12 protein-coding genes are annotated in these 17,452 nt (G+C 66.1%); 2 read left to right on the top strand and 10 right to left on the bottom strand.

The window, feature by feature from the left end:
* Nucleotides 1-59: 59 nt before the first annotated feature.
* Nucleotides 60-1,427, bottom strand: coding sequence for a bifunctional UDP-N-acetylglucosamine diphosphorylase/glucosamine-1-phosphate N-acetyltransferase GlmU (gene glmU, locus HT136_RS09255; protein WP_214199473.1), 1,368 nt, complete (start codon nt 1,425-1,427; stop codon nt 60-62).
* 61 nt (nt 1,428-1,488) lie between these two features.
* Between glmU and HT136_RS09250 the strand changes: the two genes are divergently transcribed.
* Nucleotides 1,489-2,175: an HAD-IA family hydrolase gene (locus HT136_RS09250; protein WP_214199472.1), complete on the top strand. Its 687-nt coding sequence runs from the start codon at nt 1,489-1,491 to the stop codon at nt 2,173-2,175.
* Between the two features lie 6 nt (nt 2,176-2,181).
* Here the strand turns inward: HT136_RS09250 and HT136_RS09245 are convergent, their stop codons facing one another.
* The 5 genes from HT136_RS09245 to purC all read right to left on the bottom strand — a co-directional run bounded on the left by HT136_RS09245 (nt 2,182) and on the right by purC (nt 9,583).
* Nucleotides 2,182-4,971 carry a M16 family metallopeptidase gene (locus tag HT136_RS09245; RefSeq protein ID WP_343222149.1) on the bottom strand — a complete coding sequence of 930 codons (2,790 nt, stop codon included), beginning with the start codon at nt 4,969-4,971 and terminating at the stop codon, nt 2,182-2,184.
* A gap of 173 nt (nt 4,972-5,144) precedes the next feature.
* Complete coding sequence (locus HT136_RS09240; RefSeq protein WP_214199470.1) at nt 5,145-5,777, bottom strand: TadE/TadG family type IV pilus assembly protein; 633 nt, start codon at nt 5,775-5,777, stop codon at nt 5,145-5,147.
* Nucleotides 5,774-6,352: a TadE/TadG family type IV pilus assembly protein gene (locus HT136_RS09235; protein WP_214199469.1), complete on the bottom strand. Its 579-nt coding sequence runs from the start codon at nt 6,350-6,352 to the stop codon at nt 5,774-5,776. The genes HT136_RS09240 and HT136_RS09235 overlap by 4 nt, the downstream gene beginning before the upstream one ends.
* Nucleotides 6,349-8,382, bottom strand: a complete 2,034-nt coding sequence (locus tag HT136_RS09230; RefSeq protein WP_214199468.1) for a pilus assembly protein — start codon at nt 8,380-8,382, stop codon at nt 6,349-6,351. Before HT136_RS09230 ends, HT136_RS09235 begins: the two co-directional genes overlap by 4 nt.
* A 418-nt stretch (nt 8,383-8,800) precedes the next feature.
* Nucleotides 8,801-9,583 (bottom strand): phosphoribosylaminoimidazolesuccinocarboxamide synthase, encoded by a 783-nt coding sequence (purC, locus tag HT136_RS09225; protein ID WP_214199467.1) that lies wholly within the window; start codon nt 9,581-9,583, stop codon nt 8,801-8,803.
* 220 nt (nt 9,584-9,803) lie between these two features.
* Here purC and HT136_RS09220 point away from each other — a divergent pair, with 220 nt between their 5' ends.
* A complete protein-coding gene (locus HT136_RS09220) occupies nt 9,804-10,391 on the top strand; it encodes a GNAT family N-acetyltransferase (RefSeq protein ID WP_214199466.1) in 588 nt (195 codons plus the stop codon).
* A gap of 20 nt (nt 10,392-10,411) precedes the next feature.
* Here the strand turns inward: HT136_RS09220 and HT136_RS09215 are convergent, their stop codons facing one another.
* From HT136_RS09215 to HT136_RS09200, 4 genes are all read right to left on the bottom strand, one after another.
* The gene (locus HT136_RS09215; RefSeq protein ID WP_214199465.1) at nt 10,412-10,891 is read right to left on the bottom strand and encodes a low molecular weight protein-tyrosine-phosphatase; all 480 of its coding nucleotides are present in this window, start codon (nt 10,889-10,891) and stop codon (nt 10,412-10,414) included.
* Between the two features lie 425 nt (nt 10,892-11,316).
* Nucleotides 11,317-13,242 (bottom strand): response regulator, encoded by a 1,926-nt coding sequence (locus tag HT136_RS09210; RefSeq protein WP_214199464.1) that lies wholly within the window; start codon nt 13,240-13,242, stop codon nt 11,317-11,319.
* Nucleotides 13,232-14,089 carry a CheR family methyltransferase gene (locus tag HT136_RS09205; RefSeq protein ID WP_214199584.1) on the bottom strand — a complete coding sequence of 286 codons (858 nt, stop codon included), beginning with the start codon at nt 14,087-14,089 and terminating at the stop codon, nt 13,232-13,234. The genes HT136_RS09210 and HT136_RS09205 overlap by 11 nt, the downstream gene beginning before the upstream one ends.
* Before the next feature lie 5 nt (nt 14,090-14,094).
* Nucleotides 14,095-17,232, bottom strand: a complete 3,138-nt coding sequence (locus HT136_RS09200; protein WP_214199463.1) for a response regulator — start codon at nt 17,230-17,232, stop codon at nt 14,095-14,097.
* Between the last annotated feature and the right edge of the window lie 220 nt (nt 17,233-17,452).

The following is a 17,452-nucleotide window of genomic DNA, read 5'->3' as shown; positions in this document are numbered from 1 at the left end:
GCGTCCGCCATGTGCGGCGGGCGCGCGCGGCAAAGGGAAGGGGGGAGGCCTTGGCGGCCTTACCCCTTCTTTTCGGCCTTCTTCTTGCGCATCGCATCGTGGAAGCGGTCGGCCCAGCCCGGCTTGACCAGTTGCTCGCCGCGAACGAGGCGCAGTTCGCCATCGGCGACGTCGCGCGTCACCGCGCTGCCCGCCGCGACGATTGCGTCGGCACCGATCTTCACAGGGGCGATCAGGGCCGAGTTCGAACCGATGAAGGCGCGCTCGCCGATGACCGTCTGGTGCTTGAAATAGCCGTCGTAGTTGCAGGTGATCGTGCCCGCACCGATGTTGGCCTTGGCGCCGACCACGGCGTCGCCGAGGTAGGTGAGGTGGTTGGCCTTGGCGCCTTCGCCCAGCACCGCCTTCTTCATTTCGACGAAATTGCCGACCTTCGAGCCCTTCTTGAGCACCGCGCCCGGGCGTAGACGGGCGTAAGGGCCGATCGCCACGCCGCTTTCGAGTGTGGCGCCTTCGAGGTGCGAGAAGGCGTGAATCATGACGTCGTCAGCCACCGTGACACCCGGGCCGAAGACGACGTTGGGCTCGATCGTCACGTCCTGGCCGAGCACGGTGTCCCAGGCGAAGAAGACCGTTTCGGGCGCGATGAGCGTGACGCCATCGGCCATCGCCTGCGCGCGGCGCCGCAGCTGCCAGCGCGCTTCCGCCTGGGCCAGTTCGGCACGGCTGTTGATGCCGCCCACTTCGTCAGGGTCATCGGTGACGATGACCGCACAGGTCCGCCCCTCGAGCGAGGCCACGTTGACGATGTCGATCAGGTAGTATTCGCCCTGGGCGTTGTCGTTGCCGACCTTGGCGAGAAGCGCGAAGAGGTCTTGCGCCTTCACCGCCATGAGCCCCGAATTGCAAAGGCGGCAGGCGCGTTGCTCGTCGGTGGCGTCCTTGTATTCCACCATCATCGCGATGCGCCCATCCTCGTGGGCAAGGATGCGTCCGTAGCGCAACGGATCTTCGGGCTCGAAACCGAGCACGACCACGGCGGGCGCGTCCTCGGCGTGGAGCCTTTCGATCATCGCACGCATGGTTTCCGGGCGCACGAAGGGCACGTCGCCATAGAGGATGAGTATGTCGCCCGAAAAGCCTTCGAGCGCAGCTTCGGCCTGCTGCACCGCGTGGCCAGTGCCAAGCTGGGGTTCCTGCACCGCGATCGTCGCACGCGAGCCCAGAGCGGCCTCGAGCTGCTCGCGCCCGTGCCCGGCAACGACCACGCTGCGGGTGGGCGCGAGGGTGTCCGCGCTGGCGAGGAGATGCTCGAGCATCGGACGGCCCGCGATCGGGTGGAGGACCTTGTGCGTCGCGCTTTTCATGCGCGTGCCCTTGCCGGCGGCAAGGACGACGATGGCGAGCGGGGAGTTCGATTCAGTCATGATTTTGCCATCTGCCAGCATTTTGTTGCAGTTTCCACTTCAAGCCACCAGTTAGGGGCGGATGACACCATTTCCTTACGACATCGTCGGTTTCGACCTCGACGGCACGCTCCTCGACACGCATGGCGATCTTGCCCGGGCCGTGAACCATGCTCTCGCGCTTGAGGGGCGTGCGGCGCTGGACAAGGACTTCGTGCGAACGCTGGTCGGGGGCGGCGTGCGCAAGTTGCTCGAACGGGCTCTCGCCGCGACCGGAGGCCCTGTCGCGGCGGAGCGCTTCGAGGAACTCCAGCGCGAGCTGATGACCAATTACACCGCCAATATCGCGCAGGATACGCATCTGTTCCCGGGCGGCGAGGCGATGCTCGACGCGCTCGCCGCGCGCGGGGTCAAGGTCGGCGTGGTGACCAACAAGCTCGAGCACCTCGCGGTGCGGCTGTTTGACGAACTGGGCCTGTCGGAGCGCTTCTTCACCGTGATCGGCGGGGACACGCTGGGACCGGGGAAGGCCAAGCCGCAGCCGGACCTCATCGAATTGATGGTCGAGCGCGCCGGAGGTGGCCGTGCGGCCTATGTCGGCGACACCAGCTACGACACGGGAGGGGCCGCGGCGGCGGGCCTGCCTTGCGTGGTGGTCGACTTCGGATTCAACGATGCGCCGCCCGAGACGCTGGGCGGCGATGCGGTGATCGGCCATTTCGACGAACTGATCCCGGTTCTCGAACGTCTCGGTGCCGAAACGCTTTAGCCTGTTTCAGGGTGTGGCCGGTGCCTCGCTCGGCAGCACGGTGATCTGGAGGGCCGCATCCGGATCGAGGTAGCGCCGGGCCAGTGTCTGGACGTCGCTGGCATCGAGCGCGAGCAGGCGGTCGCGCGCTTTGGCGTAGCGTTCGATCCGGTCCGCCTGGCTCTGCGCGTGATCGACCAGGCCCATCCAGCCCGCGTTGGTCTTGAGCGCGTTGTCGAAACTTTCGAGCAGAGGCTGTCGCGCGCGCGCGAGCGTATCCTTGCTCACCGGCTTGGCGCGCAGCGCCTTGACCACCTTGCGGATGGCCTTGCGGGTCGCCTTAACGTCGGAGACGTCGACGGAGGCGCTGATCGCGAACGTGCCGTACCCCTTCCAGAAACGCGAAAGCGAGCTTGAGGCGCCGGGCGAATAAGTCTTGCCCATCGCTTCGCGCAGACTGTCGGTCAGGCGCACGCGCATGACCCTCTCGAGCAGTTCGAGCGCGAGGGTCTCTTCCGGGTCGGCATCGTCGCGCGTCGGCCAGGTCAGGCGCAGCAGGGCCTGGTCGCGCGCGCCGGTGTGGTGGAGCACGCGCGGCGAACGATCCTGCGTGAAGCGGCGGGGCGGCTGGTCGGCAAAGGTGCCGAATTCGCTCTCGCGCTGGGGGAGTGCGCCGAAGGTGCGCGCGACTTGCGCGATGGCGGTGTCTTCGTCGAAGTCGCCGACGAGTGCGATCTCGACTGCGCCATGGGCAAGCCGCTCGCCGATCGCCTGCTTGAGCCGGGCGTAAGTCAGCCCGGCATATGTTGCGGGAGGCTGGAGGGTGAAGCGCGGATCGTCGCCGGAAAGAATCCCTCCAAGGTCCGCCTGAAGCGCGGAAGAGGGCGTGGCGCGCATCTGCGCGAAGTAGGTGGCGATCGCCTGGTGGTACTGGACCTCACCCTCGGGCCGGTAGCCCGGATCGGTGATGAGCGCAGCGATCAGTTCGAGTTGCAGTCCGAGATCGCCCGGGGTGGTCGCCGCGCGCGAGACGAAGGCATCGGTGCTCGCCTGGAAATCGAAGCTGAGCGAACGGCCGGCAAATAGGGTGTCGAGTTCGTCGCGGCTGTGCTTGCCAAGGCCGCCCTGGGGGAGGAACGAGGCCATCTCGGTTGCGGTGGGATCGCCTCTGGTCTCAAGCCGGCTGCCGCCATCCACCGAAACTTCGACGCGCACTTTGTCCTTTTCGAGATCGGACTTGTGCAGGTTAAGCATGACGCCGTTGGCAAAGCGGATTTCGCGGATGCCCAGTTGCGGCTCGCGATGGTCGCTGACGATTGTTCCGGGAGTGCCGAATTCGGTGTAGGCGAACGGCGTCGCGCTCTCGGTGGCGGCTTTGGCGAGCGGTGCGGCCATGGCCTCCTCGTAGGCTCCACGCAGTGCTTTTGCACCGCCTTCGGGGGCCTTGCGGCCTTCGAAGCGGATCAGCGGGTTGTCGAGCGCGAGCGCCTCGCGCTTCATCGCAGCAAGCACGGCATCGGGCGTGATGGCGGGTTCGAAGGCGATGAAGCGCGCGAGCGCCGATTGCGGGGTGGATGGGACCTTGCGGTCGGTGACGAGATCGAGCGCGGCGGCGGCCAGCGCCGCGTTGCTGCGCGTGTCGGCCGAGCGTGCCGCGACCTCGAGCGACTGGCGTATGTCCGCAAGCTGTTCGGCGACCTCGCCCTCGGTGAAACCCTGAGCCAGCGCACGGCGGTATTCGGCGACGGCGGCCGCGAGGCCCTTGCGCCAGCCCCCGTCGGTGGTGTCGACCACCAGGCGTGTCGTGCGCGCCGCCTTGAACACGTCTCCGGTGCCGTAGCCCGCGCCGCGAAACGGCGGCTCGGCAAGGCGGGCCAGACGTTGCAGGCGGCGATTGACGATCTGGTAGCCGACGATGCGCAGGAGATTTTCCTGCCGCTGGGCCACGGTGTCGGGCTCGTCGAGCCAGGGGCCGCTGCGCGCAATGGTCAGCCGCTCGGACACCGAGGGATCGAGGTAGATGTCGGTGCGCCCGGCGTCCTCGGGCGAAACCGGGCCGGCGCTCGGCTGGGGTCCGGGCGAGGGAGCGGCCCAGTCGCCGAAACGCTGTTGGATGTCCTTCTCGACCGCGTCGACGTCGAAATCGCCAACGATCACCAGCGTCACGTTGGCGGGCACGTATTCGCGTTCGTAGAGCGCGCGCAGGCTCTTGCTTGTGGCGGCGGCTATGGTTTCGGGCGTGCCGATCGCAAAGCGGTCGACGAAGCGCGCCTCCGGGTAAAGGAAGCGGAAGCTCTCGAGCGTGTTGCGAAACGCGTAGGTGTTGCGGTCGCGCATCTCGGAAAGGATCACGCCGCGTTCGCGCGCGACCGCGCCAGGCGTGATCGTGAGATTGCTCGCGGTCTCGCGCATCAGCATGAGTGCGGTGTCGAGCAGGGTCGGATCGCTGCGCGGCAGGTCGAGTTTGTAGGTCGTGCGCTCGAAGCTGGTCGAGGCGTTGGTGTCGGCCCCGAAGGCAAGGCCGTTGCGCTCGAGCAGCGGGATCATCTGGCCTTCGGGCACCTTGCGCGAGCCGTTGAAGGCCATGTGCTCGAGAAAGTGCGCGAGCCCGCGTTCGGCGGGTGTCTCGTTAAGCGAACCGGTCTCGACATTCATGCGCAGCACCCCGGTGCCCGACGGGTAGGCATTATGGCGGATCACGTAACGCAGGCCATTGGCGAGGCGGCCGGTGCGAAACGCCGGGTCGAGCGGGATGTCGCTGGCCTCGAACGCCCAGGCCTGATCTGTGCGCGGGCCTGGCGAGCTCGCCTCGGCCACCGGGAGATGCCTTGCCTCATCCGCATGCGCCACCAAGGGCGTGGGCAGGAGTAGGACAAGCGCGACCGGCAGGATAGGCAATCTCATCCGGCGGCTAGTGCCCGAAGCGTCGGCGCTTGCCAAGGCCGACGGTCCAGGCCAGGGGCAGGGCGTGGCCTGCGTGCCGCGGTCGCTCAGCAGCCCGTGGTCTTCGTGCCGGACAGGCTGTCGAGGTCGCGGTCGTCGCGGATGAGGAAGGCGCCTTCGCGATGCAGCGTGAAGGGGGCCACGAAGGTTGACCCGAAGAGGCCGGTGTAGCGGTAGTAGACTTCGACGAACATGACGGCGTCGTTTGCATCGGCCGTGACCGCGTTCGCGCCGCTGCCCATGCTGGTCACGGTCTCGCCCTGGAGGCCGTACTGGGAATCGAGGGCGAGGCTGCCGGTGCAGCGCTGCCAGTGGATGATCTGCGTGCTGGTGGTGCCGTCCTTGACCTCGAGACTGGAAAGGATGACCCGGCCATTATCGGCAAGCGAGATCGCGCTGCCTTCGAGGACGGCGCCGGTCAGTACGGATTCGATGTCGGTCTCGGTGACCGTGGGCGCCGTTCCGCTGTTGTCGGTCTGCTCCATGCGCGAGGCGTTGTCGGCGGTGGAGAGCGCGATCTGGCTCACCATCATGCGCACGACGGCCATGTTGGTGAGTTCGGCGCCGTAGAGCCCGACGAGAAGGATGACCGGCAGCACCAGCGCGAACTCGAGCATGGCGAGGCCCGAACGCGCACGCAGCAGCTGGCGGGCAAGCCGTCCCGGCGCCGGGCGGCTCACGAGCAGGTCCCCGTCGTCGTGCTGTAGCTGGTCTGCGAGGTGAAAGGCTGGTTCTTGCGCACGGTCTTGGCCGAGACGGTGAAGCGCCCGTCGCCGATCGTGTAGAACGGGAACTGGAAGAACGGGGTGTAGCTCACGCTGGCGGTGTAGACCACGATGTCGTCTGCCCCGCCGTTGCCGCTGACGCCGATGTCCGCGTCCCACTGGCTGTTGCCGTTCTCGTCGATATAGGTCTCGCCCTTGTCGCAGGTGCCGTTGCTGTTGGCATCGGTGAACTTTTCGGCGCGGCCCACGTCGGTGAAGTCGTAGTAGCTCTCGCGGTTAAGCGTAAAGGTGGCGTCGGGGGCGACCGGCTTGACCGAGGCCTGGAGCGCGCTGTCGAGGCTGTCGGTGTCGGCGTCCTCGGTCGTGCTGGCGCGGCCGGTCTCCTCGATCGCGCCGTGCAGCATCGCGCGCACGTAGAGCATCTGGGCGATGTCCATGAGGCCCAGGATCAGGACGAGGAAGACCGGCGCGACGAAGGCCAGCTCGACCGCCGCGGCGCCCTTCTTGCACGAGAGGTCGGGGCGCTTCATTGCGAGAGCCGCAATTCGCCGATCTGCTTGGCGATCGTCTGGAAGGCGGTGTTGAGCTCGTCGACGGTGTTGGCCGTGTAGATGCTGCTTTCCGAGCCGCAATAGGTGAGGTCGTCGGTAAGGTCGGTGGCGAAGCCGATTACCCAGATGCGGATGCCCTTGGCCTTGACCGCGTCGCACAGCGCCCGGAAGCGCGCCTGGTGGTAGTCCTTGTCGTCGCTGCCGTCCGAAGTCACGCGCTTGTCGTTCTTCTCGGTGCCATAGGCCTGATGGTAGGTGCTGAGCGGCTGCGGCTCGCCGTCGGTCATGAAGATGAGGTGGCGCGAGACGCTCTGCCCGTTCGAGGGAGCCTCGTTGACCACCGAGGAAAAGATCCCGTCCGGGGTACTGAGGCGGGCGCCCCAGAGCATGCCGATGTCGTGGTAGGTGTTGCCTCCCGAGGTCATCCCATCGGCATAGGCGTCGAAGGCCGTTTCGGTCATCTCGGAAAGCGCCCGCGCGGCGGACGGACAAGCGTAGTACGTGCTCGATCCGCTCGTCGCCACCACCGAACTGCTTGACGAGCGGTAATAGCCGATGTCCCAGAGCGGGGCCCACTTGGTGGCGTCCTCCGAAGTCGGCGCGCTGTCGATATCGAGATCGAGCGCGTCGGTGGGAGTGATCCGGTCCGAGGACGAGCTGTACTCGGGATCGGCGTTCGAAACCGTGTAGCGTTCCTCGATGCAGCCATCCCAGGTCGTCGAGACCGCAGCGCCGCTGTTCCCGGTCGCGGTGGTCACCGAATTGAAGGCCTTGAATGAGGACGTGTCGTACTTCACCACCTTGTAATCGAAATGGTCGTAGCTCGTCGTCGTGGCCGTCGTGGTTCCGGGGGTGGCGGTGTAAGTCGTGGTCTTGTTGTTCGAGGTGACCGTGCTGCTGGTGGCATAGGCGTAGGTGTAATAGTAACGATACGACTTGTACGCGTAGACGTAGTAGACGTCCCCGCTGCGGTAGCAGGTGTACGAGGTCATGATCTGCGGCTGGGAGGTCCTGGTATAGGTGCCCGTAGTCCCGGTACCGCTCGAACTCGACGTTGAGCCGTTGTTCGACCAGGCGGTGTCGTCGGGCATCGCGGTGAGGCAGGCGGGCAGGCTGGCGTAGCTTCCCGAATAGGACGTGGCACTCCCGTTGGGCGTGGAATAGTAAGCCTCCTCCGTAATAGGCATCGCGGCCGTGCCAGAGCTGGTGCTCGTGCCGCCGCCGCCCCAGCCGTTGGACGAGGACTTGGTCGAAGTCGTGTAGCTGTAGGTCTGCGTCGTGGTGGTTTCAAAGCGGGCCACGCGCGACTGGATGCCCCAGGTGTCGACAAGGTAATCGGGGTCGAGGTTGTAGAGCAGGTGCCCGACATTGACCGTGGTGCTGTAGGGCACGAAGGCATAGCGCACCCGCGCGCTCGATCCGGTCACCGCGTTGTCGAGCACGGTGTAGAAGTCCTTCATCGCCGTGCGCAGGGCCGAGAGGCGGGTCGTGTTCGTGCCGGTCACGTTGTTGCTGGTCATCGACCCGGTGGTGTCGAGCACGAAGGTCACATCGACGTTGCCGATGCCCTCGGTCGCCGAACAGTCTGCGCTTACCGTGATCGTTTCGAAGCCGAAGATCGGCATCAGCACGAGGGGCAGCGTCGCGCTGGCATTGCCGGTCACGGTCACGCCGTCGTCTTCGGACGAGGAATCAAACGCCGATGCCGTCACCCCTTCGGTGGCGGCGTTGAAGTTCGCACCGAAGAATTTGTCGGTCTGGGCCTGGGCACTCGTATCGTAGCCATTGACGTCGACCGCGCGGCGACCGGCAAGGGCGGCCGCGTCGCAGGCGTTCTGGAGGCGGTTCTTGACCTGGTAGGCGCGGGCCATCTCGACCCCGCCGCCGATCGCGGCGATGATCACCAGGAGGGCTACGGCCGACATCACGTAGATGCTGCCCTGTTCGGACGCGAGCAGGCGTTGGCCGACCGCTCTCAATCGGCAGACTGTCTTGGACGCAAGACCCACGAATTCCCTCTCATTGCCCGGCTTTCAGACCGCGCCGAAGATCGGCGGGCCAGCGCCCCGACGGGCAGTAGATGCCCCAGGTTTCTTGAAAATTTCATAACCATCTCAAGCCGGCAAACGTTTGCCGCCTGATTTTCCAGTAGAATTCTCGCGGCAAATGCGCTTTTTCAGTTAATGGTATTTAATCATGCGATATCTGATGGCCGCGATGGCCGGTGTGCGACTTTTCATGTGTCGTCGGGCTGGGGTAACTTTCGGGCGCAAGTGTCGTGAACCTCGCGAAATGTATTTGGCGGTGAATTTTCTTTGCTTGCGGGGGCGTGCGCCGAATTCGCGAATGCTTAACGAAAACGCCCCCGCTCCGTTTGGGAGCGAGGGCGTTTTCGTTCTACAATCCCTGGGGGTTGTATGAAATAGCTTACTTGCCGCGCAGCTTGCGGTGCTGCGTGAGGTCGAAGACTTCGCTCGGGCCACCATCGTCCTGGAGCAGGCCGAGGCGACGTGCGACTTCCTGGTAGGCCTCTTCCTCACCGCCCAGATCGCGGCGGAAGCGGTCCTTGTCGAGCTTCTCGCCCGAGGTCATGTCCCACAGGCGGCAGCCGTCGGGGCTGATCTCGTCGGCGAGGATCACGCGGCTGAAGTCGCCGTCCCAGATGCGGCCGAACTCGAGCTTGAAGTCGACGAGGCGGATGTTGATTGCCGCGAACATGCCCGCCATGAAGTCGTTCACGCGGATCGCCATGGCCGAGATGTCCTGCATCTCCTCGTTGCTGGCCCAGCCGAAGCACGCGATGTGTTCCTCGGCGATGAGCGGATCGCCCAGCGCGTCGTCCTTGTAGCAGTACTCGATCAGCGTGTGCGGCAGCATCTCGCCCTCGGGGATGCCCAGGCGCTTGGAGATCGAGCCAGCCGCGACGTTGCGCACGACCACCTCGATCGGGATGATCTCGACCTGGCGCACGAGCTGCTCGCGCATGTTGAGGCGACGGATGAAGTGGTTGGGCACGCCGATGTGGTTGAGGCGCGTGAACACGTACTCGCTGATGCGGTTGTTGATCACGCCCTTGCCCTGGATCGTGCCCTTCTTCTGGGCGTTGAAGGCGGTGGCGTCGTCCTTGAAGTACTGGATCAGGGTACCGGGCTCGGGGCCTTCGTACAGGATCTTGGCCTTGCCTTCGTAAATCTGGCGGCGACGGGTCATTCGGGTGATCCTTGCAACGTGAAATAGAGCAAAATGGAAAGAGCAAACCCCGGCTCTGGCGTCGCTTCACGACAGCGCGGACCGGGGTCGTTCACGGGCCGCATATAAAGCAACCGGACCCAAAATCAAACGCCGCGATTGCATGACGGCTCGCCTTGCGCTTTGCTTCGGCGCGCGGCGGGCGCAGCCTCGTGATTTTCGGGATGGGGAGCAGGGCGCGATGGCGATCGAAGTGCAGGTGCTGAAAGGCGAGCAAGTGCTTGGCATGGCGCAAAGCCTTGCGGCGCTGCGCATGGAGGTCTTCGCCGCCTGGCCCTATCTCTACGATGGCGACATGGCCTACGAGCGCAGCTATCTGCGCGAATTCGTCGCCGAGCCGGGAAGTGTGGTGATCGCCGCGTGTGTGGGTGAGAGGGCCGTCGGGATGGCGACGGCCTCGCCCATGGCCGGCCAGAAGGCCGCGTTTCGGGCGCCCTTCGAGGCGCGCGGGCTCGATACCGGGCGCCTCTTCTACTTCGGCGAATCGGTGCTCCTGCCCGAATATCGCGGGCAAGGGATAGGCCATGCCTTCTTCGACGCGCGCGAGCGCGAGGCGAAGGCCCGGGGGGCAACGGCCGCGACTTTCGCGGCGGTCATGCGGCCCGAGGATCATCGCGAGCGACCCGTCGATTACCGCCCGCTCGACGAATTCTGGCGCAAGCGGGGCTACGCGAAAGTCGAAGGCCTGCTGACCGAACTGGCCTGGAAGGAGCATGGCGAGGCGCACGAGAGCCCCAAGCCGATGCAGTACTGGATGCGCCGTTTCTGAGCGCGGATGCAGGGCGGCGGTCAGTCCGAAGCGGACAGTTCGCGTAGCAGCGTATCGGCAGCGCGGCGAACCTGGTCCCAGGTCGTCGCGAAGCCTTCGGCGCCGCCGTAGTAGGGATCCTCGACGTCCTCGCCCTCGAGGCCTGCCACATGGTCGAGCAGGAGCGAGAGGCGGACGCCGGCTCCGCTTGGCGCCATCGCCTCGAGATCGGCGAGATTCTGGCGATCCATCGCGATGATGTGGTCGAAGCGCTCGAAGTCGCCGCGCGTGACCTGGCGGGCGCGGTAGTGGGCAATGTCGATCCCGTGGCGCAAGGCCTCGGCGCGCGAGCGCGGATCGGGCCCCTTGCCGACGTGCCAGGAGCCGGTCCCGGCCGAATCGATTGTAAGCGCCACGCTCGCTCGCTCGGCCGCGTCGCGCAAGGCGGCCTCGGCCAGCGGCGAGCGGCAGATGTTGCCAAGGCAGACGAAGAGCACGCGGGGAGGAGGGCGAGAGGTCATGACCGGTGTCTAGGCCAACCGCGGCTTCGCGTCATCAATCGGCGTGGCGGGAATCTGCGTGACGGGGCTGCGGCCTGTCAGAACGGCCGGAGATAGCGCATGAGGCGCGCGATCAATCCCGGCTCGTCCATGGGCAGGATCGGCCCATGCAGTTGCCGCCGCAAGGAGGGGTCCAGCGGCGACGCGGCGCGCGAGGAGGAAGATGGGGAACTCAGGGGGCGTGGGCCATCGTGCATCGTGACTGCTCCTTGCGCGTCTCGCCCGCAGCGGCGGGCGGGGCCTCGGTCAAACGGGAAACGAGGTGGAAGGTTCCCCTTCCATGCGCACTCTGGAGCCTTGCGAGTAACCCTTTTCCTTGGATGCAAGCAGAGGGTTCGACCGATCCTCGGAAGGTCGAAAGTTAACCCTGTTCTCCCGCGGGGAGTTCAGCTCGCCGTGTCGGAGATCTCGTGCGCGAGGGCGGCGATCACGGCGTGGACCTCGCGGCCCAGGAACGGCTTGGCGAGCATCGGGCGATGGCTGTGCGCGGTGGGCAGGTGTTGGCGGTCGTAACCACTGACGAATGCGAAGGGGGTTGCCTTCGCGGCGAGGGCGTCGGCGACCGGATCGATGCGTTCGCCGTTGAGATTGCCGTCGAGCAGCGCGATGTCGGGGGACACTTCGCGGATGATGTTGATGGCCTGTTCGCACGAGGAGGCCGGGCCGATCGGAATGCCGCCGTTGTCCTCGATCTCCATGGCCAGCTCCATCGCCACGAGGGGTTCGTCCTCGACGATGAGGATGCGCAGGTTCTCCAGGCTGGCGGCCGGTGCGGCAGGTGCGGCAGGGGCGGGTTGGTTCGCCAGTGCGTCGCTGGACGGGGCCGGTGCGGCCGGTTCGCCCGCGGTGGGGGCCAAACTGATCTCAGGCTCGGGAAGAGGGGAGGGTTCGCACGGGGGCGGTGTTGGGGCTGTCCGTGCCTGCGCTTCGGGTTCCGAGCCGGTGACGAGCGGGACTTCGAGCTGCCAGCACACCCCGTCGGGGGCATAGTCCGCCACGATCCGGGCGCCGTCGGACGCGAGGCTGCCCTCGATCAGGGTCGAGCCGAAGCCGCGCCGGGTGGGCGGGGCGACGCGCGGACCGCCGCGCTCCTTCCAGACCAGCGAGAGCCACTCGCCCTGGCGGGTCCAGGTGAGTGCGACGGTGCCGTTCTCGTTGGAAAGCGCGCCGTATTTGTTGGCGTTGGTCGCCAGTTCGTGGAGGATCAGCGAGAAACGCAGCGCGACTTCGGGCGGCAGGTCGACGTCGGGTCCGGAGAGGTCCAGCCGGTCCTCGCCGATCGTGCCGATCGCGACCTGGTCGGCGATCAGGTGGCGCAGGCTGGCGCTGTCCCAGGTCGTGGCGCTGAGCAGCGAATGCGCGCGCGAAAGTGCCTGGATCCGGCCCGAGAAGGCTTCCTGGAATTCCTCGGGCGAACGGGCGTGGCGAAACCCCTGCGAGGCGATTGCCTGGACCGTGGCAAGGGTGTTCTTCACCCGGTGGTTGAGCTCGCCGATAAGCAGGCGCTGGGTGCGTTCGGCGCGGCGGCGCTCGGTCACGTCGATCATCGAGAGCATGACGCTGGCGGGTGTACGTCCGCAGGCGGGCAGTGCGGTCGCGTACCATTCGCCCTCACGCCGCGCGCCGTCCGACCGGCGGAAGCGGTGGTCCTGCACGGCGCGCCCGCCGCCGTTCTCGAGCAGCGCGTGAATCGCATTGATCGTCGCAGGAAGGTCCTCGTCGATAAGAAATGGCGCGCTGGCGAGCTGCTGGCCGATCATGTCCTGGGCGTGGTAGCCCATCGTGCGCTCGGCGCCCTTGAACCAGTTGAGGATGCGCAAGTCCGCGTCGATCTCGATGGTCGAAAGCAGCGAATTGTCGCCATAGGCGCGCAGACGCCCGAGCGCCGCACCCAGGGCGTCGCGCTGGTCGGCGATCTCGCGCCGCTGGCGGGCCAGCTCGACGAAGACCGCGACCTTGGAGTTGAGGATCATGATGTCGAGGGGCTTGAGCAGGTAGTCGACCGCGCCCGCCTCGAAGCCCCGGAACTTGCGCCGCTCGTCGGTGGCAACGGCGGTCAGGAAGATGATCGGGATGCCGCGCGTGCGTTCGGTGCCGCGCATCAGCTCGGCCAGTTCGAAGCCGTCCATCCCCGGCATCTGCACGTCGAGCAGAGCGAGCGCGAAGTCATCGCGCAGGAGGTATTCGAGCGCGTCGAAGCCCGAGCTCGCCGTGACCAGTTCGACGCCGGGCTGATCGAGCGCGGCTTCGAGGGCGATCAGGTTTTCCTGCACGTCGTCGACGGCAAGGATCTTGATCGGCTCATTCGGCATAGGCGACCTCCTGGGTTGAATGGGCGCGGCGGCGCCAGACCTTTTCCTCGGGGGCGAAATCGGCGAAATTGTCACGCTCGGGCGAGAACAGCACGGTCTCCTTCGAGCCTAGTCCGAGGAAGCCGCCCGGCGGCAGCGAGCGGGCAAAGAGCCCGAGCGCGCGGTCCTGCAAGGCGCGGTCGAAGTAGATCAGCACGTTGCGGCTGGAGACGAAGTGGACCTCGGAGAAGACCGCGTCGCTTGCCAGGTTGTGGTCGGCGAAGACCACCCGGTTGCGCAAGGTGGGGTCGAAGCGCGCCACGCCGTAACTGGCGGTGTAATAATCGGCGAGCGAGCCCTTGCCGCCGGCCTCGCGGTAGTTGCGCGAGAAGCCCGGGAGGCGGTCGATCTCGAAGATGCCGGCTTTCGCCCGCGAAAGGGCCTCGGTGTTGATGTCGGTGCAGTAGAACAGCGTGCGGTCTTCGAGGCCCTCCTCGCGAAAGAGGATTGCCAGCGAATAGAATTCCTCGCCGTTGGCGCAGCCTGCGATCCACACCTTGATCGAGGGCCAGGTGCGCAAGTGCGGTACGACCTTCTCGCGGATCGCGCGGAAGTATTCGGGGTCGCGGAACATGTCGCTGACCTGGATCGTCAGGAACCCGATCAGTTCGGGCAGGCACTCGCTCTGGTGGAGGATCCGGTCGAGTAATCCGGAGAGGTTGGTATGCCCGAAATGCGCCTGCGCGCGCTGGAGGCGGCGCAGCACGGAGGCGCGGGAATAGTCGCGAAAGTCGTATTGGTAGCGGCGCCAGATGGCCTCGATCAGGAGGTCGAGCTCAATGTCCTCAACGGTATCGTCGCTGCGCATGACGGTCACGGGCGGGGCATCCACACGCGCACGAGGCTGAGCAGCTTGTCGATGTCGAGCGGCTTGGGCAGGTAATCGTTCGCGCCTGCATCGAGGCACTCGCGGTGGTCGCGCTCCATCGCCTTGGCGGTGAGCGCGATGATCGGGAGCGAGGTCCACTCGGCCTGCTTGCGGATCTCGCGCATGCAGGTGAGGCCGTCCATCTCGGGCATCATCACGTCCATCAGCACGAGGTCGACCGGGGCCCCGTCGCTATCGGCCGAACGCGCCAGTTCGGAGAGCGCCTCGAGGCCGTTGCGCGCGATCCGCACGTTGACGCCGTGGGGTTCGAGCACCGAAGTCAGCGCGTAGACGTTGCGGATGTCGTCTTCGACGACGAGGATCTGGCGACCTTCGAGCGCGGCATCGCGGCCGAGCGAGCGGGCGAGCAGCTTCTGCTTTTCGTCGGGCAGGTCGGAGACGACCTGGTGGAGGAACAGGGTGACCTCGTCGAGCAGGCGCTCGGGGCTCTTGGCGCCCTTGATGATGATCGACTTGGAATAGCGGCGCAGGCGCATCTCCTCCTCGGAGGACAAGTCGCGCCCGGTGTAGACGATGACCGGCGGGAAGCCGACGCTCTCGTCGTGCGAGAGCCGTTCGAGCAGGTCGAGCCCGGTCATGTCGGGCAGATTAAGGTCGAGCACCATGCAGTCGAAGGTGTCGTTGCCGAGGCGTTCGAGGCAGTCCGCGGCGGTCTGGACATCGACCGTCTCGACATCGCGGCTGGCGAGGAGCTGGTGGATCGCGTCGGCCTGGGTAGCGTCGTCCTCGACCACCAGCACGCGGCGCAGGCGCTGGGCCATGCGCGCCTCGAGGCCTTCGAGCATCGTCACCAGCGTCTCGCGCGCGACGGGCTTGAACAGGTATCCCACCGCGCCGCTGGCTAGCGCGTCGTGGTCGTCGTGGTCAGCCGAGACGATGTGGACCGGGATGTGGCGGGTGCGGGTGTCGCGCTTGATGCGGTCGAGCACCGAAAGCCCGGTGTGGTCGGGCAGGTGCATGTCGAGGATGACGGCCTGAGGCAGGTATTGCCGCGCGAGTAGGGCGCCTTCGTCGGCGGTGCCCGCGATCAGGCACTGGAAGCCGACTTCGTGCGCGATGTCGGCCAGGATCTGTGCGAAGGCGGGGTCGTCCTCGACCACCAGGATGGTGCGCGAATCACCGCTGAGCGTCTCGCGGTCGTCGGGGATCAGCGGCTTGGGGGCAAGCGCGGGGGCGGACGCGGGGGCGGGCTTGCTCGTGGGGAAGGCCATGCCCGATGCGCGGGTCGCGCGGTGGCTGTCCGAAGGGGTGTGCGCGCCTGATTGCGGCTGTTCGGGAAGCGTGCGCCCCACCGTCAGCGTGAAGGCGCTGCCCTTGCCGGGCTGGCTTTCCAGCGTGATCGTGCCGCCCAGGAGAATGGCCAGTTCGCGCGAGATGGAAAGGCCAAGGCCGGTGCCGCCGTACTTGCGGGCGATCCCGCCGTCGGCCTGGCGAAAGGCTTCGAAGACCGCGTCCTGCTGGTCTTCGGGAATACCCGAGCCGGTGTCGCGTACGGTAAAGGCCAGGCCATCGTCCGGCGCCGGCGCGACTTCGAGGGTGACTTCCCCCGCATCGGTGAACTTGATGGCGTTCGACAGGAAGTTCTTGAGCACCTGTTCGAGGCGGAGCGAATCCGTCTCGATCGTCTCGGGCGCGCCAGGCTGGCGCTCGACTCGCAAGGCGAGGCTCTTTTCCGAAGCCGAGGTGGCAAAGGTGTTGTGCAACTTGGAAAGGAGCTCGTCGATGGCGATCGGGCGCGCTTCGAGATCGATGCGGCCGGCCTCGATCTTGGCGATGTCGAGCACGTCGTTGATGAGCGTCAGCAGGTCGTTGCCCGAGGTCTCGATGGTCTGCGCGAAGCGGACCTGCTCTTCGTGGAGATTGCCGCTGCGATTGTCAGCGAGGAGGCGCGCCATGATCAGCAGCGAATTGAGCGGGGTGCGCAATTCGTGGCTCATGTTGGCGAGGAATTCGGACTTGTAGCGGCTCGCCTGTTCGAGTTCCCTGGCCTGGCCGCGCAGGCGCGACTGAGCGCGGGTCAGTTCGTCGCGCTGGGCTTCGAGCGAAGCGGTCTGTTCCTCGAGCTGGGCGTTCGAGTGCTCGAGATCGGCCTGCTGTTGTTCGAGCTGGGCCTGCGAGGTCTGGAGCAGCTTGGTCTGCGCTTCGAGCTCGTCGTTGGTGGCGCGCAGCTCCTCGCTCTGGTTCTGCATCTCCTCGGCCTGCTGCTGGGTCTCCGAAAGCAGGTGCTCGAGCCGCGCGCGGTACTTCGCGGCGCGCAGCGCGACGCCGAGCATGCCCGCGATGCGCTCGAGGAACTCGGGGACCTCCTCGTAGAGCGAGCCGGGCTGGTCGAGGAAGGCCGCCTCGATGAGGCCGTTGACGCGTCCGTCGATCGTTGCCGCCCCGATCACCAGCCGGTCGGGCTGCGCGGCGCCGAGCGCGGAGCCGAAGGCGATGTACCCGGCCGGGATGTGGGTCACGGTGATCGGATGCCCGTCGGCCATGACTTCGCCCATCAGTCCGTCGCCACGCTCGATGGTGTCGGGAACGCCGGCCGTCTCGGGCACGGCGTAGCTGGCGATGCGGCGATAGACCCCGTCGTCGTTGACGTAGAGGATTGCCGCGCTCGCCCCGAAAGTGCGGGCGAGGAAGTTGAGGGTGCGTCCGCCCACGTCCGCCAGCGAGAGGTTGCCCTGGAGCAGGCGGGAAAGCTCGGTCTCCGCCTCGCGCAAATGCTGCTCGAAACGGTTGGCGTTGCGCAGCGAGATGAATGCGGTGCCCATTCCTGCGAGCAGCAGGTTGGTGATGCAGGCAAGGGTCCGATTGACGAAGGCGAAGTCGTCCGAGGCGTTCTCAGGTGCGAGCGAGAACCCGACCACGATGAGCACGCAGGCGACGATCGCCACCACCGGAGGGGCGAGGCGGTTCGGCGCGAGATAGGACAGCGTCGTGGGGATCAGGTAGAGGACCCAGATCGCCATGCCGAGCGGGAACGTGCAGTCCGCGACGGCAGTCGCGGCCAGCATGATGCCTAGGATCGTGTAGAGGAAAGAGCGGGAATCCAGTGCGCGCGCGATGGCCATAAATACTCTCAAGAGGCCCTCGAACCGCGGGAGGGACCCGGTTTCAGCTGATCAGATCGAGACGGGTAACGCGCGGTGCCGGGCTTGGTTCCAGGGAAATTTCGCTTTGTCGTTGGTCGGTTGTAAAATTGTATGCGTGCGGTCGCCCCCATTCGCAAAAATTCGGTAAGTACCGGGATTTATGAAATGTTGATTAACCTTTGTATGCGACTTGGGCTCT

The sequence above is a fragment of the Novosphingobium profundi genome (genome assembly GCF_018491765.1).
Lineage (GTDB): Bacteria > Pseudomonadota > Alphaproteobacteria > Sphingomonadales > Sphingomonadaceae > Novosphingobium > Novosphingobium profundi.
This window is presented reverse-complemented; position numbering and strand designations above follow the sequence as displayed.

What these genes read in the sequence shown, in the direction of transcription:
- glmU (WP_214199473.1), bottom strand. Translation starts at nt 1,427, where the DNA reads ATGACTGAATCGAACTCCCCGCTCGCCATCGTCGTCCTTGCCGCCGGC.
- HT136_RS09235 (WP_214199469.1), bottom strand. Translation starts at nt 6,352, where the DNA reads ATGAAGCGCCCCGACCTCTCGTGCAAGAAGGGCGCCGCGGCGGTCGAG.
- purC (WP_214199467.1), bottom strand. Translation starts at nt 9,583, where the DNA reads ATGACCCGTCGCCGCCAGATTTACGAAGGCAAGGCCAAGATCCTGTAC.
- HT136_RS09250 (WP_214199472.1), top strand. Translation starts at nt 1,489, where the DNA reads ATGACACCATTTCCTTACGACATCGTCGGTTTCGACCTCGACGGCACG.
- HT136_RS09200 (WP_214199463.1), bottom strand. Translation starts at nt 17,232, where the DNA reads ATGGCCATCGCGCGCGCACTGGATTCCCGCTCTTTCCTCTACACGATC.
- HT136_RS09215 (WP_214199465.1), bottom strand. Translation starts at nt 10,891, where the DNA reads ATGACCTCTCGCCCTCCTCCCCGCGTGCTCTTCGTCTGCCTTGGCAAC.
- HT136_RS09220 (WP_214199466.1), top strand. Translation starts at nt 9,804, where the DNA reads ATGGCGATCGAAGTGCAGGTGCTGAAAGGCGAGCAAGTGCTTGGCATG.
- HT136_RS09210 (WP_214199464.1), bottom strand. Translation starts at nt 13,242, where the DNA reads ATGCCGAATGAGCCGATCAAGATCCTTGCCGTCGACGACGTGCAGGAA.
- HT136_RS09205 (WP_214199584.1), bottom strand. Translation starts at nt 14,089, where the DNA reads ATGCGCAGCGACGATACCGTTGAGGACATTGAGCTCGACCTCCTGATC.